Source organism: Cronobacter malonaticus LMG 23826 (genome assembly GCF_001277215.2).
GTDB classification, from domain to species: domain Bacteria; phylum Pseudomonadota; class Gammaproteobacteria; order Enterobacterales; family Enterobacteriaceae; genus Cronobacter; species Cronobacter malonaticus.
In genome coordinates this window covers 231,483-246,418 of the sequence record NZ_CP013940.1, presented here as the reverse complement: position 1 = coordinate 246,418, position 14,936 = coordinate 231,483, and the positions used below count along the sequence as shown (strand labels likewise).

22 protein-coding genes are annotated in these 14,936 nt (G+C 52.7%); 6 read left to right on the top strand and 16 right to left on the bottom strand.

The window, feature by feature from the left end; genetic code table 11:
- Window positions 1–14 precede the first annotated feature (14 nt).
- A complete protein-coding gene (locus AFK66_RS01195; RefSeq protein ID WP_007778643.1) occupies window positions 15–572 on the top strand; it encodes a gamma carbonic anhydrase family protein in 558 nt (185 codons plus the stop codon).
- Here the strand turns inward: AFK66_RS01195 and AFK66_RS01190 are convergent.
- Genes AFK66_RS01190 through dprA form a run of 6 tightly spaced genes read right to left on the bottom strand, consistent with a single transcriptional unit; the run spans window position 548 to window position 4,324 of the window.
- Window positions 548–805: a DUF1488 family protein gene (locus AFK66_RS01190; RefSeq protein ID WP_007778648.1), complete on the bottom strand. Its 258-nt coding sequence runs from the start codon at window positions 803–805 to the stop codon at window positions 548–550. The genes AFK66_RS01195 and AFK66_RS01190 overlap by 25 nt on opposite strands.
- Window positions 802–1,620, bottom strand: coding sequence for a shikimate dehydrogenase (gene aroE / locus AFK66_RS01185; RefSeq protein ID WP_007778650.1), 819 nt, complete (start codon window positions 1,618–1,620; stop codon window positions 802–804). The genes AFK66_RS01190 and aroE overlap by 4 nt, the downstream gene beginning before the upstream one ends.
- A gap of 3 nt (window positions 1,621–1,623) precedes the next feature.
- On the bottom strand, window positions 1,624–2,196 hold the full coding sequence (gene tsaC, locus AFK66_RS01180) for an L-threonylcarbamoyladenylate synthase type 1 TsaC (protein WP_007778653.1): 573 nt from the start codon (window positions 2,194–2,196) through the stop codon (window positions 1,624–1,626).
- Window positions 2,186–2,743, bottom strand: a complete 558-nt coding sequence (locus AFK66_RS20910; protein WP_032970996.1) for a DNA topoisomerase family protein — start codon at window positions 2,741–2,743, stop codon at window positions 2,186–2,188. The genes tsaC and AFK66_RS20910 overlap by 11 nt, the downstream gene beginning before the upstream one ends.
- 23 nt (window positions 2,744–2,766) lie before the next feature.
- Window positions 2,767–3,240, bottom strand: coding sequence for a DUF494 family protein Smg (gene smg, locus AFK66_RS01170; protein ID WP_004388634.1), 474 nt, complete (start codon window positions 3,238–3,240; stop codon window positions 2,767–2,769).
- Window positions 3,212–4,324: a DNA-protecting protein DprA gene (dprA, locus tag AFK66_RS01165; protein ID WP_007778660.1), complete on the bottom strand. Its 1,113-nt coding sequence runs from the start codon at window positions 4,322–4,324 to the stop codon at window positions 3,212–3,214. Before dprA ends, smg begins: the two co-directional genes overlap by 29 nt.
- Window positions 4,325–4,453: 129 nt before the next feature.
- Between dprA and def the strand changes: the two genes are divergently transcribed.
- The 5 genes from def to mscL all read left to right on the top strand — a co-directional run bounded on the left by def (window position 4,454) and on the right by mscL (window position 9,271).
- A complete protein-coding gene (gene def / locus AFK66_RS01160) occupies window positions 4,454–4,969 on the top strand; it encodes a peptide deformylase (protein WP_007778662.1) in 516 nt (171 codons plus the stop codon).
- 18 nt (window positions 4,970–4,987) lie between these two features.
- A complete protein-coding gene (gene fmt, locus AFK66_RS01155) occupies window positions 4,988–5,935 on the top strand; it encodes a methionyl-tRNA formyltransferase (protein WP_023897879.1) in 948 nt (315 codons plus the stop codon).
- 68 nt (window positions 5,936–6,003) lie between these two features.
- Entirely contained in the window at window positions 6,004–7,293 is a 1,290-nt protein-coding gene (gene rsmB / locus AFK66_RS01150; protein ID WP_023897877.1) for a 16S rRNA (cytosine(967)-C(5))-methyltransferase RsmB, read from the top strand.
- Window positions 7,294–7,332: 39 nt separating this feature from the next.
- Window positions 7,333–8,709 carry a Trk system potassium transporter TrkA gene (gene trkA, locus AFK66_RS01145; RefSeq protein ID WP_004388629.1) on the top strand — a complete coding sequence of 459 codons (1,377 nt, stop codon included), beginning with the start codon at window positions 7,333–7,335 and terminating at the stop codon, window positions 8,707–8,709.
- A gap of 154 nt (window positions 8,710–8,863) precedes the next feature.
- A complete protein-coding gene (mscL, locus tag AFK66_RS01140; protein ID WP_007778669.1) occupies window positions 8,864–9,271 on the top strand; it encodes a large-conductance mechanosensitive channel protein MscL in 408 nt (135 codons plus the stop codon).
- Here mscL and AFK66_RS20905 read toward each other — a convergent pair.
- The 10 genes from AFK66_RS20905 to secY form a co-directional block, all read right to left on the bottom strand.
- A complete protein-coding gene (locus tag AFK66_RS20905) occupies window positions 9,222–9,485 on the bottom strand; it encodes an alternative ribosome-rescue factor A (protein ID WP_071602982.1) in 264 nt (87 codons plus the stop codon). The genes mscL and AFK66_RS20905 overlap by 50 nt on opposite strands.
- A gap of 52 nt (window positions 9,486–9,537) precedes the next feature.
- Window positions 9,538–9,963: a Zn(2+)-responsive transcriptional regulator gene (zntR, locus tag AFK66_RS01135; RefSeq protein ID WP_007778673.1), complete on the bottom strand. Its 426-nt coding sequence runs from the start codon at window positions 9,961–9,963 to the stop codon at window positions 9,538–9,540.
- 2 nt (window positions 9,964–9,965) lie between these two features.
- Window positions 9,966–10,331, bottom strand: a complete 366-nt coding sequence (locus AFK66_RS01130) for a DnaJ family domain-containing protein (protein WP_007778675.1) — start codon at window positions 10,329–10,331, stop codon at window positions 9,966–9,968.
- A 117-nt stretch (window positions 10,332–10,448) separates the two neighbouring features.
- The gene (gene rplQ / locus AFK66_RS01125) at window positions 10,449–10,835 is read right to left on the bottom strand and encodes a 50S ribosomal protein L17 (protein ID WP_004388624.1); all 387 of its coding nucleotides are present in this window, start codon (window positions 10,833–10,835) and stop codon (window positions 10,449–10,451) included.
- 40 nt (window positions 10,836–10,875) lie between these two features.
- Entirely contained in the window at window positions 10,876–11,865 is a 990-nt protein-coding gene (locus tag AFK66_RS01120) for a DNA-directed RNA polymerase subunit alpha (RefSeq protein ID WP_004388623.1), read from the bottom strand.
- Window positions 11,866–11,890: 25 nt separating this feature from the next.
- Window positions 11,891–12,511: a 30S ribosomal protein S4 gene (rpsD, locus tag AFK66_RS01115; RefSeq protein WP_004388622.1), complete on the bottom strand. Its 621-nt coding sequence runs from the start codon at window positions 12,509–12,511 to the stop codon at window positions 11,891–11,893.
- Window positions 12,512–12,542: 31 nt separating this feature from the next.
- On the bottom strand, window positions 12,543–12,932 hold the full coding sequence (rpsK, locus tag AFK66_RS01110) for a 30S ribosomal protein S11 (protein WP_004388621.1): 390 nt from the start codon (window positions 12,930–12,932) through the stop codon (window positions 12,543–12,545).
- Window positions 12,933–12,948: 16 nt separating this feature from the next.
- On the bottom strand, window positions 12,949–13,305 hold the full coding sequence (rpsM, locus tag AFK66_RS01105; RefSeq protein WP_004388620.1) for a 30S ribosomal protein S13: 357 nt from the start codon (window positions 13,303–13,305) through the stop codon (window positions 12,949–12,951).
- 146 nt (window positions 13,306–13,451) lie between these two features.
- Entirely contained in the window at window positions 13,452–13,568 is a 117-nt protein-coding gene (gene rpmJ, locus AFK66_RS20900) for a 50S ribosomal protein L36 (protein WP_000868187.1), read from the bottom strand.
- Window positions 13,569–13,598: 30 nt separating this feature from the next.
- A complete protein-coding gene (gene secY, locus AFK66_RS01100) occupies window positions 13,599–14,930 on the bottom strand; it encodes a preprotein translocase subunit SecY (RefSeq protein ID WP_004388619.1) in 1,332 nt (443 codons plus the stop codon).
- Between the last annotated feature and the right edge of the window lie 6 nt (window positions 14,931–14,936).

Here is a 14,936-nt window from a genome sequence, read left to right as displayed (position 1 = left end):
AAAACGAGGCGAGCATGTCTTCTTCTGTATTACGTCCGTATAAAAACACCTTCCCGACCACAGGCCAGCGAGTGATGGTTGATAGCTCAAGCGTGGTGATTGGCGATGTGAGACTGGCTGACGATGTCGGCGTCTGGCCCCTTGTGGTGATCCGGGGCGACGTTAATTACGTTGCGGTTGGCACGCGCACTAATATTCAGGATGGCAGCGTATTGCACGTTACCCATAAGTCTTCTTATAACCCCGAGGGTAATCCGTTAATTATTGGTGAAGATGTTACCGTTGGGCATAAAGTGATGCTGCATGGCTGCACTATTGGCAATCGCGTCCTGGTCGGTATGGGATCGATCGTGCTTGACGGTGCCGTTATAGAAGATGACGTAATGATAGGGGCGGGAAGTCTGGTGCCGCAGAATAAGCGTCTGGAAAGCGGCTACCTTTATCTCGGCAGCCCGGTAAAACAGATTCGCCAATTAAAAGACACAGAGCTTGAAGGGTTGCGCTACTCGGCAAACAATTATGTGAAGTGGAAAGATGAATATCTGGCTCAGGAAAGCCAAACCCAACCCTGATCGTCCTCTGCCTGAGCAGCGATTAGCTGCTCAGCCTCTTCTTCAAGGTCCCAGCGATGCTGACGGAAAGCAGCTATCCATTCTTCGGGCGACGTGCCTGAAAAACGGGCCACCAGCACAGACTGCGGAATGGCACAGGTGAGCACTATTCCACGCACCAGCGCCGGAAAACAAATCGCCTGCCGCTGCTCATCCCAGTGTTCACGATCCGGGAACTGAATTGCCTGGTTCATTGCGCCAGCTCCTGCCTGAGCTTCTCAATGACAGGCACTACCTCCGGCAGGACACCATGCCAGAGCAGAACCGCGTGCGCTGCCTGGCCCACCAGCATTCCAAGCCCGTCAGCCAGTTGCGTTGCGCCCTGCGCCTGACACCATGCAAGAAAAGGCGTCAGTCCTTTCTGATAGAACATGTCATAGCACATCGTTGTTTTACCAGGCAGCGAAGGCGGAAGCGCCGGGATCTCGCCATGAATCCCGCTGGAAGTGGCATTAATAATGAGATCGAACTCATGATCCGCCAGATCGGTAAGTGCAATGGCGTTGACACTACCGGTATGACTGAAGAGCGTCGCCAGTTCCTGCGCGCGGGCAAAGGTGCGGTTAGTAATGGTTACTACGCAATCCAGGGACAGCAGAGGCAACAAGACGCCCCGCGCCGCGCCGCCAGCACCCACCAGAAGGATCCGGTAACGTGGCTGGATCATGCCGAGGCGCTCAAGATCGCTTAAAAGACCAATACCATCCGTGTTGTCGCCCAGTAAACGGCCATCTTCGAGCCGTTTAAGCGTGTTAACCGCACCGGCAAGCGCCGCTCTTTCCGTCAGCTCATCGGCGCGGGCAAACGCCTGCTCTTTAAAAGGCACCGTCACGTTTGCGCCCTTACCACCTGCGCTGAAGAAGTTTTCCAGCGTCTTCACAAAATTATCAAGCGGCGCCAGCACGCGGCCATACGGATGCGTAATCTGTAACTGCTGCGCAAATTGCTGGTGAATAAACGGCGATTTACTGTGCGAGACCGGATTACCAAAAACAGCGTAGGTTTCCATGCGTTACCCTTGTCGGAAAAGTTCACCCGTCAACGCATCACGGATTTCGGATGGATTTTGTCTGCCGCCCGTTGCGCCGTGAAGCACAGGGAAATCATCGCCGAACTGCGCCAGCACTTCCTGCGCCGTGCGGCATGGCTCAAGGCCGGAGAGATTCGCGCTGGTTGAAACCAGCGGCTTGCCAAAGGCTTCGCAAAGCGCAATCACCTGCGGATGATTCGTGACGCGCACCGCCAGCGAGTCGAAACGGCCTGTCAGCCAGCGTGGTGTCGACGGTTTCGCCGGAAAAACAAACGTCACTGGCCCTGGCCAGCGAGCGAACACCGCTTCATGCTGTTCGGGCGTCAGCACAGCGTCATCTATATAGGGCTTAAGTTGTTCAAAATTTGCCGCAATCAGGATGAGTCCTTTTTCCATCGGGCGTTGCTTTAATTCAAGCAGACGTTTGACAGCGGTTTCGCTGTCGGGATCGCACCCGACGCCAAATACGGCTTCAGTTGGATAAGCGATGACTTGTTCTTTTTTAAGGACGTCGACAATAGACGATATCGCGTCCGCAGGCTGATTATTCTTCACTGTCTTTTTCCGCCGTTACCGGCTTTCCACATTGTTTACTGGCGCAGAAGCGTTTTATGCCCTGCGCGGTTTTCTTTTCTGTAAGGAGGGGATAATGACATTCCGGGCACTCGCCCGCCACCGGTCTGGTATTAATCACAAACTGGCATTCGGGATAGCGATCGCAGGAATAGAAGGTTTTGCCAAAGCGCGACCGGCGCTGAACCAGATGACCATCGCTACACTGCGGGCAGCGCAATGCGGTTTCGTCAGGTTTGTCGATCTGCTCAGTATGCTCACATTCAGGATATCGGCTGCAGCCGATAAACATCCCAAAACGCCCCTGCCGGAGCACCAGCGTCGCGTCACATGCCGGGCATTGCTGGCCTTCGAGCACTTTAACAATGTGACCGTCCGCCTGGCTTTTCAGCGGGCGAACGTAATCACACTCAGGATAATGCGAACATCCCAGGAAAGGACCATGCTTCCCGGAACGGATAAGAAGTTCAGCCCCGCATTTTGGGCAGGGCTCGTGTTTGGGCACTGAAAAGAGTGCTGACCTTGCCATAATTCACCACTGCGCTGAAAATATCAGTGCAGCATACCGTCATTCACTTCAAAGAGCAGTTCTTCCATTTGTTGATAGGCGTTTTCACATCCGGGGATGTTAAACAGCACCATCAGGATGACCCACTTGAGATCTTCTAAATCAAACTCGGCAGTATCCAGCGCCATGACGCGCTCAATGACCATTTCACGAGTTTCGAGATTCAGCACCTGAATTTGTTCCAGAAACAGCAGGAACCCCCGACAGCTGGCGTCCAGCCGCTGGCACTCTTCTGCGGTATAAATACGCATTGAGAGTGGATCCGACGCCAGTTGCATCGGCGCGGAAAGGCCATCCTGATAATCCGCCAGCTTTTCCAGCCATAACAGCGCATTAAAGATATCTTCCTGATCAAAACCCGCATCCGTCAGGTCCCGCGTCAGCTTATCCTGGTCAACGCGCATCTCAGCTTCGTTATGGATATAGGTTTCAAACAAATACATTAGTACGTCGAACATGGCCTGCCCTCCTCACTCGGACATAGCCGCCGGGTACAGCTGCGATCCATCCTGCTAACTCCAGTTCGAGTAGCTGGGCTACCGTCAATGGCACAGGTTGGCCGGCACGTTCAGCGACGACGTCAACAGGTGTAACCTCATCTCCTACGTTAGCCAACAGCTCGGGAAATGGCAATGCACCTTCCTCTTGATCCGGTGAATAATTCACAGTCGTGAGCCAGGGCAGCTCGTTTTGTAAATAATCGATAATGTCCTGAGGATGCGTAACGGCGACAGCGCCTTGCTGAATCAGCCAGTGCGGGCCTTCGCAACCGGGATTACCAACAGGCCCAGGGAGTGCGAAAACCTCCCGGCCTTGTTCCAGTGCGCAACGGGCAGTGACCAGCGAGCCGCTGCGTAACGCCGCCTCCACCACCAGCACGCCGACGCCTAAGCCACTGATGATGCGATTACGCCTTGGGAAGTGAGCCGGGCGGGGTTGTGCTTCAAACGGAAACTCGGACACGAGCGCACCGCCCCGTTCTACGATCTCCTCCGCCAGTTTACGGTGACGCGCCGGATAGATCTGCGCAAGGCCGTTGCCCAGCACAGCGATGGTTTTCCCCTGCGCCTTAAGCGCGCTGCGATGCGCAATAGCATCAATCCCCAGCGCAAGCCCACTGGTTAAGGTGAGGCCGCTTTCGGCTAGCGCATAGCAGAGTTTGCTTCCCCACTGTTCGCCATACCAGGAATGATGGCGACTACCGACGACGGCCAGTTGCGGGCGGGACAGTGCCCGGGGATCGCCTGCCACCAGCAACGCACCAGGAAAACAGTCGATCGCGCGTAGAGCAACGGGATACTCTGGCGACAGCGCGGTAATCAGATGATGCCCCGGCATATCAAGCCAGCGCAGAACCGCCTCAAGCTTTGCCTGCGGATAATTAAAAAAGAGCGTGCGTTGCTTAATGTTCAGCCCCGCCAGCCGTAATGCCAGAGCGGGATCGCCGGGCATATTTTGCAGCCGTTTGAAAGCCCGAACCATTATTTCACCGCCGAGGCTATACACCGCCATCAGGCGTAACCAAATCTCCGTTGGTGACATCGCGCTATCCCCCGCCAGCCGCCATTCTCTAATCCCTGTGATTCGTTGCTGATGCTGTCAATCAAAGGGGGATTTGTCTAGAATAGAGGTTAAGATCCTTTCAACTCTTGAATACAGCTCTGGAAATTTATGTCAGTTTTGCAGGTATTACATATTCCGGACGAGCGGCTTCGCATCGTCGCTGAACCGGTTACAGAAGTTAATGCAGATATTCAGCGTATCGTTGATGATATGTTCGACACGATGTACGCCGAAGAAGGCATTGGGCTTGCTGCAACCCAGGTGGATATTCATCAGCGCATTATCGTGATTGATGTTTCTGAAAACCGTGATGAGCGCCTGGTGCTTATTAACCCTGAGCTGCTGGAACAGTCCGGCGAAACCGGCATCGAAGAAGGTTGCCTGTCTATCCCGGAACAGCGCGCTTTTGTGCCACGTGCCGAGAAAGTCAAAATCCGCGCGCTTGACCGCGACGGGAAGCCGTTTGAACTGGAAGCCGACGGCCTGCTGGCCATCTGCATTCAGCATGAAATGGATCATCTGGTCGGTAAATTGTTTATCGATTACCTGTCGCCAATGAAGCGCCAGCGTATTCGGCAGAAAGTTGAAAAACTGGATCGCATGAAGGCGAAAGCCGCAGGTTAAATAAAGACAGGGAATAACGTGTCCGAGTCACTTCGCATTATCTTCGCCGGTACGCCGGATTTCGCAGCGCGTCATCTTGACGCGCTGTTATCCTCTTCGCATCAGGTAGTTGGCGTGTTCACTCAGCCAGACCGTCCGGCGGGCCGTGGCAAAAAGCTGATGCCAGGGCCGGTAAAAGTGCTGGCGCAGGAAAACGACATTCCGGTCTTTCAGCCGAAATCTCTGCGTCCCGCGGAGAACCAGGAGCTTGTGGCCGCGCTGAATGCCGATGTCATGGTGGTCGTCGCTTACGGTTTGATTCTTCCGGAAGCGGTGCTGGCGATGCCTCGCCTGGGCTGTATTAACGTACACGGCTCGCTGCTTCCGCGCTGGCGCGGTGCGGCGCCTATTCAGCGTTCGCTGTGGGCGGGCGATGCCGAAACCGGCGTGACTATCATGCAAATGGACAAAGGGCTCGATACCGGCGACATGTTGCGTAAGCTTTCCTGCCCGATTACTGATGAGGACACCAGCGCCTCTCTGTATGACAAGCTGGCACAGCTTGGCCCGCAAGGGCTGCTCGCCACGCTTGAGGATTTGGCCGCAGGCCGCGCAGTTCCTGAAAAGCAGGATGACGTACAGGCGACGTATGCAGAGAAGCTCAGTAAAGAAGAGGCCCGTCTCGACTGGACGCTTTCCGCTGTGCGGCTTGAACGCTGTATCCGCGCGTTTAACCCCTGGCCGGTCAGCTTTTTCATGATTGACGAACAGCCTGTGAAAGTCTGGAAGGCGTCGGTTATCCATCAGCAGAGTAACGCTGCACCAGGCACTATTCTTGATGCCGGTAAACAGGGTATCCAGATAGCGACGACTGATGGCATCCTTAATCTGGAAGAACTCCAGCCTGCCGGTAAAAAACCGATGTCAGCGCAGGATATCTTAAACTCCCGCCGGGAGTGGTTTACGCCAGGCAATATCCTCGCCTGAGTGTCGGCATTAACAGCCCGGTTTTCCGGGTCTTTTTATTTCAGACGCAGGTTAACCTGCCCGTGGCTATGAAAAAATCCATTAATCTCCGCAGTCTGGCGGCGCAGGCTATCGAACAGGTAGTCGAAAAAGGCCAGTCCCTAAGTACCGTTCTGCCGCCGCTCCAGCATAAAGTCTCTGATAAAGACAAAGCGCTGTTACAGGAACTCTGTTTCGGCGTGCTGCGCACGCTCTCGCAGCTCGAATGGCTTATCAATAAACTAATGTCACGCCCGATGACGGGTAAGCAACGCACCATTCATTATTTAATCATGGTGGGCTTGTATCAGCTTCTTTATACCCGCATCCCGCCACACGCGGCGTTGGCTGAGACGGTAGAAGGCGCAGTTGCTATTAAGCGCATGCAGTTTAAAGGGCTGATTAATGGCGTATTGCGTCAATTTCAGCGCCAGCAGGACGAACTGCTGGCTGAATTTGCCGGCCAGGATGCGCGCTGGTTACACCCGATGTGGTTGCTGAACAGGCTTCAAACCGCCTGGCCCCGGGAGTGGCAAGCCATTGTGGAAGCGAACAACGAACGCCCCCCGATGTGGCTTCGCGTCAATCGCCAGCATCATTCTCGCGATGAATGGCTTACGCTGCTGGAAGAAAACGGCATGACGGGACATATCCACCCGCGTTACCCGGACGCCATACGCCTTGACGCACCAGCGCCGGTGAGCGCGCTGCCTGGCTTTGAGCAGGGCTGGGTTACGGTTCAGGACGCCTCGGCACAGGGCTGTGTCGAGCTGTTAGCGCCGCAAAACGGTGAGACGATTCTCGATCTGTGCGCCGCACCAGGCGGAAAAACTACGCATATTCTGGAAGCCGCGCCGCAAGCAAGCGTAATGGCCGTCGATGTGGACGCACAGCGTATTTCCCGCGTCTATGAAAATCTCAAACGTCTGAAGGTGAAAGCCGACGTTAAAGTGGGTGATGGGCGTTTCCCGTCGACCTGGTGCGGCGATACGCAATTCGATCGAATCCTTCTTGATGCTCCCTGCTCCGCCACCGGCGTTATCCGCCGTCATCCGGATATTAAATGGCTGCGTCGTGATTCTGATATTAATGAGCTGGCACAATTGCAGTCTGAAATTCTCGACGCTATCTGGCCGCATCTCAAACCGGGCGGTACATTGCTGTATGCCACCTGCTCCGTTTTACCGGATGAAAATAGCGAACAGATTCGGGCGTTTTTAACCAGAACGCCGGATGCGCAGTTGGACGGTACGGGATCGCAGCATACACCCGGCATTCAGAATCTGCCCGGCGCCACCGAAGGCGACGGCTTCTTTTACGCTAAGCTAATTAAAAAGTAACCGGGCCCGCTGGCGGCCCCGCATGGGTGAAGCACAACAATGAAAATTATCATTTTGGGTGCCGGTCAGGTGGGCGGCACCCTGGCGGAAAACCTGGTGGGTGAAAATAACGACATTACCGTTGTCGATACCAACAGCGATCGCCTTCGCGTCCTTCAGGATAAATTTGATCTGCGCGTCGTGCAGGGACACGGCTCCCATCCGCGCGTTCTGCGCGAAGCCGGTGCCGATGACGCGGATATGCTGGTTGCGGTGACCAGCTCAGATGAAACAAACATGATTGCCTGCCAGGTGGCGTATTCGCTTTTCAATACGCCCAACCGCATCGCGCGTATCCGTGCGCCAGATTATGTCCGTGACGCCGAGCGTCTGTTCACGCCTGAGGCGGTGCCCATCGATCATCTGATAGCTCCCGAACAGCTGGTCATTGATAATATCTACCGGCTGATTGAATATCCGGGCGCGTTGCAGGTGGTGAATTTCGCCGAAGGTAAAGTCAGCCTCGCGGTGGTAAAAGCCTATTATGGCGGGCCGCTGGTCGGCAATGCGCTGTCGACCATGCGCGAACATATGCCGCATATCGACACCCGCGTGGCCGCTATTTTTCGCCACGACAGGCCGATCAGACCGCAGGGTTCCACTATTGTGGAGGCAGGCGATGAGGTGTTCTTTATCGCGGCATCGCAACATATTCGCGCTGTCATGAGCGAACTTCAGCGTCTTGAAAAGCCATATAAACGCATCATGCTGGTCGGCGGCGGCAATATCGGCGCAGGCCTCGCGCAGCGGCTGGAAAAAGACTACAGCGTTAAGCTTATCGAGCGCGATCAACAGCGCGCGGCGGAGCTTGCCGAAAAACTCCAGCATACGATCGTTTTTTATGGCGACGCGTCGGATCAGGAACTGCTCGCGGAAGAGCATATCGATCAGGTGGATCTCTTTATTGCTGTCACTAACGATGACGAAGCGAATATTATGTCCGCTATGCTCGCCAAACGGATGGGTGCCAAAAAAGTTATGGTGCTGATCCAGCGGCGCGCTTATGTGGATCTGGTGCAGGGAAGTGTGATCGATATAGCTATCTCGCCGCAACAAGCCACGATTTCCGCGCTGCTTGGCCATGTGCGCAAGGCCGATATCGTCAGCGTTTCCTCTTTACGCCGTGGTGTAGCTGAAGCTATCGAAGCCGTAGCGCATGGCGACGAAACGACGTCCAGGGTAGTCGGGCGGGTCATCGATGATATCAAACTGCCGCCAGGCACCATTATCGGTGCCGTTGTTCGCGGTAATGATGTCATGATCGCCAATGACAATTTACGTATCGAGCAGGGCGACCACGTGATTATGTTCCTGACCGATAAAAAATTCGTCACCGATGTCGAGCGCCTGTTCCAGCCAAGCCCGTTCTTTTTATAATTATCTGGCGGCTGCGGCCGCCTTTATTATTTTCGTGCCATATTATCCGCAATATTTGCAGGGCTACAAAAGTCATTTGCAAACCAGCGCGAAAATGGAAAATCATATTTCCTTTGTTAGACTTAGGTAGGCTTTGAAATCCAGGGAGTTAAAAATGAGTTTTTTTAAAGAGTTTCGTGAATTCGCGATGCGCGGAAATGTGGTGGACCTGGCAGTGGGTGTCATTATCGGTGCGGCTTTCGGTAAGATTGTCTCGTCACTTGTTGCCGATATTATTATGCCGCCACTAGGGTTACTGATCGGCGGTATCGACTTCAAGCAGTTCGCTTTGACATTACGCCCTGCGGTTGGCGATACGCCAGCGGTTATCATGCATTATGGTGTGTTTATTCAGAACGTATTCGATTTTGTAATCGTCGCTTTCGCTATTTTCCTGGCAATTAAGGTAATTAATAAATTACACCAGAAAAAACCGAAGGAAGCTCCGGGCCCCAGCAAAGAAGAAGTGCTGCTTACCGAAATCCGTGATTTGCTGAAACAACAGAACGAACATCGTCCTTAACCGTTCCTGAAAGCAGAAGGCCAGTGGTAAAAAAGCGATTTGCTTGTTTGCCACTGGCCTCCCAGTTACCTCTCTTACCGTGTTTCGCTTTACGCTGATAGCTGCCTTTCCCTTTTAGATTCTTTTCAACGCGCTGGCGAAACAGTGGATCATGTAGCAGGGCCTCAATCGCATTATCCTGAATTTGCCCCTTCGTATGTTTGTACCGGTTCATAAATACTCCTGTGCTGAATTCGCGGCAAGTGTAGGCTTGCTCATGAAAAAGATCAATGTTGGCCGCTCTCACCGTTCGCGCCTTGCTCGAGTGTTTCCAGGATCGAGCAATAAACACTGCTGTGTGCCGTTCCGCAGCACGCATCATTTAGCTTTTGCAGCGAAGCGCGCATGTTTTGTAATTCCTGTATTCTGCTGTCCACTTCATGCAGTCGCGCCTGAACAATACTCTTCGACTCCTGACAGGTGTGATGCTCGGGATCAATTCGGATCGATAATAGCTCGCGTATCGCCTCGAGCGTAAAGCCGAGCTGACGCGCATGTCGGATAAAGCGCAGGCGCCGCAAATCGTTTTCTGTATAGAGCCTGAAACCACCTTCGGTGCGGATTTCATGCTCCATCATCTTTTGCTTCTCGTAATAACGCACAGTGTCAGGCGTAACGTCAGCCAGACGAGCAAGCTCTCCAATACGGTACATGGTTACTCCTCCATTTTACTGGCGACAGCGCGGGCATAACTGCCATGTAAAAAGTCTGTACTCAATCCAGCCTGTTTTAATTTCAGCTCAAGTAACGTCAGCCTTTTACAGACATGCTGGTAATCCGGATGCTGCTGGTTAATTTCCGCAAGCAGATCGTTAAGCATCAGCGCTTCTTTCCGCGCTTCAAGTTCGGGAGGAAGAAAGCCTGCATTTTTCAATAGCCGATAACCTACCCGTAGCTCAGGGGACAAATGAGAATCGTCATTCAGGATTAACGGCTCGCCAGTACCGGGTAGATTGTCGAATTCGCCTTTTTGCTGGGCTTCGAGAATATGACGCTCAGCCCACTGATCCATTAACCACATAGCGGCCTCCTGACAGGGAATGAGAAAGAAGAACAGAGAAGAAGCATAGGCGATTGATGCAAGAAACAACAGGTATAAAAAAACCCGCCGAGGCGGGTTTTTTCACTTCACTGCAAATTACTCTGCAGCTGCTTCTGCTTGCGGCTCGGCGCGATCAACCAGCTCGATGTATGCCATCGGAGCGTTGTCACCAGCACGGAAGCCACACTTCAGAATACGAGTGTAACCACCGGCACGGCTCGCGAAACGCGGGCCCAGCTCGTTAAACAGTTTTGCCACGATCTCGTTATCACGAGTACGGGCGAATGCCAGACGACGATTAGCAACGCTGTCAGTCTTGGCAAGAGTAATCAGCGGCTCAACTACGCGACGCAGCTCTTTCGCTTTCGGCAGGGTCGTCTTGATGATTTCATGACGAACCAGAGAACCTGCCATGTTGCGGAACATAGCCTGGCGATGGCTGCTGTTGCGGTTCAGTTGACGACCACTCTTACGATGGCGCATGACCTTATCCTTCTCAGTAAAACCTTAACCTGTGATCCGGTTACTCGTCAGCAATGCTTGCCGGTGGCCAGTTTTCCAGGCGCATGCCCAGAGACAGACCACGGGAGGCCAGCACGTCTTTAATCTCAGTAAGAGATTTTTTACCAAGGTTAGGCGTTTTGAGCAGCTCAACCTCGGTACGCTGTACCAGATCACCGATATAGTGGATAGCTTCTGCCTTAAGGCAGTTAGCAGAGCGGACAGTCAATTCCAGATCGTCAACAGGGCGCAGCAGGATCGGATCGAATTCTGGTTTCTCTTCTTTAACTTCCGGCTGACGTACATCACGTAAGTCAACGAAAGCTTCAAGTTGTTCTGCCAGAATGGTCGCCGCACGACGAATCGCCTCTTCAGGATCGATTGTGCCGTTGGTTTCCATTTCGATGACCAGCTTGTCCAGGTCGGTACGCTGTTCTACACGCGCTGCTTCAACATTGTAGGCAATACGTTCTACAGGGCTGTAGCAAGCGTCGACCAGCAGACGGCCGATTGGGCGCTCATCTTCTTCCGAATGAATTCGGGCAGACGCCGGCACATAACCACGGCCGCGCTGAACTTTGATACGCATGCTAATAGATGCGTTTTCATCGGTCAGGTGGCAGATCACATGCTGCGGCTTGACGATTTCGACATCACCATCATGGGTGATGTCGGCTGCGGTTACAGGGCCAATGCCAGATTTATTCAGAGTAAGTACGACTTCATCTTTACCCTGAACTCTCACCGCCAGCCCTTTCAGGTTGAGCAGGATTTCCAGGATATCTTCCTGAACGCCTTCTTTGGTGCTGTACTCGTGCAGTACACCATCAATCTCAACCTCGGTCACCGCGCAACCCGGCATCGATGAAAGCAGAATACGGCGCAGTGCGTTACCCAGAGTATGGCCAAAGCCACGCTCTAAAGGCTCAAGGGTCACCTTGGCGTGCGTCGAACTCACTTGCTCGATATCTACCAGGCGCGGTTTTAGAAACTCTGTCACAGAACCCTGCATTGTGTCCTCTCTTTGGTACTAAGCTTTACTTGGAGTAAAGCTCGACGATCAGGTGTTCGTTAATGTCCGCAGACAGATCGGTGCGTTCAGGCTTACGCTTGAAGGTACCTTCCATCTTGCCAGCATCAACTTCCAGCCAGGTTGGCTTTTCACGCTGCTCAGCCAGCTCCAGAGCGGCTTTCACGCGAGACTGCTTTTTCGCTTTCTCACGAACGCTGACTACGTCGTTCGGACTAACCTGGTAAGAAGCGATGTTAACAACACGACCGTTTACCATGATGGCTTTGTGGCTAACCAGCTGACGTGCTTCTGCACGAGTGGCGCCGAAGCCCATACGGTATACAACGTTGTCCAGACGACCTTCCAGCAGAGCCAACAGGTTTTCACCGGTGTTGCCTTTCAGACGCGCGGCTTCTTTATAGTAGTTACGGAACTGACGCTCCAGCACACCGTAGATACGGCGAACTTTTTGCTTTTCACGCAACTGCACACCATAGTCAGACAGACGCGGTTTACGCGCACCGTGCTGGCCAGGAGCTTGTTCAATTTTACACTTGGTATCGATCGCGCGAACGCCAGACTTAAGGAACAGGTCTGTGCCCTCGCGACGGCTCAGCTTGAGCTTAGGACCCAAATATCTTGCCATTTTCTTTCTCCAACATTCCTAAAAACGGGCGTTATACGCGACGTTTTTTCGGCGGACGACAACCGTTGTGAGGGATCGGAGTCACATCAGTAATATTAGTGATGCGGAAACCAGCGGCGTTCAGAGCACGAATAGTAGATTCGCGGCCCGGACCCGGTCCCTTAACCATAACTTCCAGGTTCTTGATACCGTATTCTTTCACGGCTTCTGCGCAACGCTCTGCTGCAACCTGAGCTGCGAACGGAGTGGATTTGCGAGAACCACGGAAACCGGAACCACCGGCAGTTGCCCAACCCAGAGCGTTACCTTGACGATCAGTAATAGTAACGATGGTGTTGTTGAAAGAAGCATGGATATGAGCCACGCCGTCAGAGACTTGTTTTCTTACACGTTTACGTGCACGAACTGGTGCCTTTGCCATTATTCAATCACCCCGATTATTTCTTGATCGGTTTGCGCGGACCCTTACGGGTACGTGCGTTGGTCTTGGTACGCTGACCGCGAACCGGGAGACCACGACGATGACGCAAACCGCGATAGCAACCAAGATCCATCAGGCGCTTGATGCTCATACTCACTTCACGGCGCAGATCACCTTCAACGACAAATTTGGCAACTTCGTCACGCAGCGTGTCGATTTGTTCTTCAGACAGCTCACTGATCTTAACATCTTCAGCGAAACCCACTGCAGCCAGGATAGCTTTAGAACGGGTTTTGCCGATACCGTAGATCGAGGTTAATGCGATTACGGCATGCTTATGATCAGGAATGTTAATGCCTGCTATACGGGCCACTATGCACTCCTACTATATTGATTATGCGCCCCATGCTGAAAAGCCCGTTTTCAGGATACTCAAATGGAAACGCACAGACATACAAAAGATTGGCTGGCTAATCTAGCCAGCTCAACCCAACTTTGCAAGAAAAATATGCGAGATAATCAGCCTTGACGCTGTTTATGCTTCGGCTCGGCACTGCAAATCACACGGATGACGCCATCACGCTTAACGATTTTGCAGTTACGGCATAATTTCTTGACGGAAGCACGAACTTTCATTTTTACTCTCCGTAACTTCTCAAGCGACCATTAACGGCCATAGCCTTTGAGGTTCGCTTTCTTCAATGCAGACTCATACTGACTAGACATCATCAGAGTTTGCACTTGAGCCATAAAGTCCATGATCACAACAACAACGATAAGTAACGACGTTCCACCGAAATAGAACGGAACTTTCATTGCGTCACGCATGAACTCCGGGATCAGGCAAATGAAAGTAATATACAGCGCGCCAACCAAAGTCAGGCGTGTCATTACTTTATCGATATACTTCGCCGTTTGTTCTCCCGGACGAATTCCTGGTACAAATGCACCGGACTTCTTCAGGTTATCTGCTGTCTCACGCGGGTTGAAAACCAACGCCGTGTAGAAGAAACAGAAGAAGATGATTGCAGACGCATAGAGTAACACATAAAGCGGTTGCCCAGGCTGCAAATACAGCGAAATTGTTGTCAGCCAGTTCCAACCAGTACCGCCCCCGAACCATGACGCGATGGTCGCCGGGAACAGAATAATACTGGAAGCGAAAATCGCCGGAATAACCCCAGCCATGTTCACTTTCAGCGGTAAATGTGTGCTCTGTGCAGCATAGACACGACGACCTTGCTGACGTTTCGCATAGTTAACGACGATACGGCGCTGACCACGCTCAACAAACACAACAAAGAAAGTCACTGCGAATACTAATACTGCAACCAACAGCAACAGGAGGAAGTGCAGGTCGCCTTGCCGCGCTTGCTCGATGGTATGGCCAATGGCCGGCGGAAGTCCCGCAACGATACCCGCGAAGATTATGATTGAGATACCGTTACCGATACCACGTTCAGTAATCTGTTCGCCCAGCCACATCAGGAACATTGTCCCGGTAACCAGACTCACAACAGCGGTGAAATAGAATGCAAAGCCCGGATTAATTACCAGGCCTTGCATACCAGGCATATTCGGCAGACCAGTAGCGATACCGATCGACTGAAATATTGCCAGCACCAGAGTACCGTAACGGGTGTACTGGCTGATCTTGCGACGACCAGACTCCCCTTCTTTCTTCATTTCTGCCAGCGTCGGATGAACGACGGTCAACAGCTGGATAATAATAGAGGCCGAAATATACGGCATAATACCCAGAGCGAAGATAGAAGCACGGCTAAGAGCACCACCAGAGAACATGTTGAACATTTCAATGATGGTACCACGCTGTTGCTCAAGCAGTTTGGCAAGTACAGCGGCATCAATACCAGGGATTGGAATAAAAGAGCCAATTCGGAACACAATCAGCGCACCGATAACAAACAGCAGTCTGCGTTTCAGTTCGCCAAGGCCACCTTTGGCACTTTGAAAATCTAATCCCGGTTGTTTAGCCATCTGCTA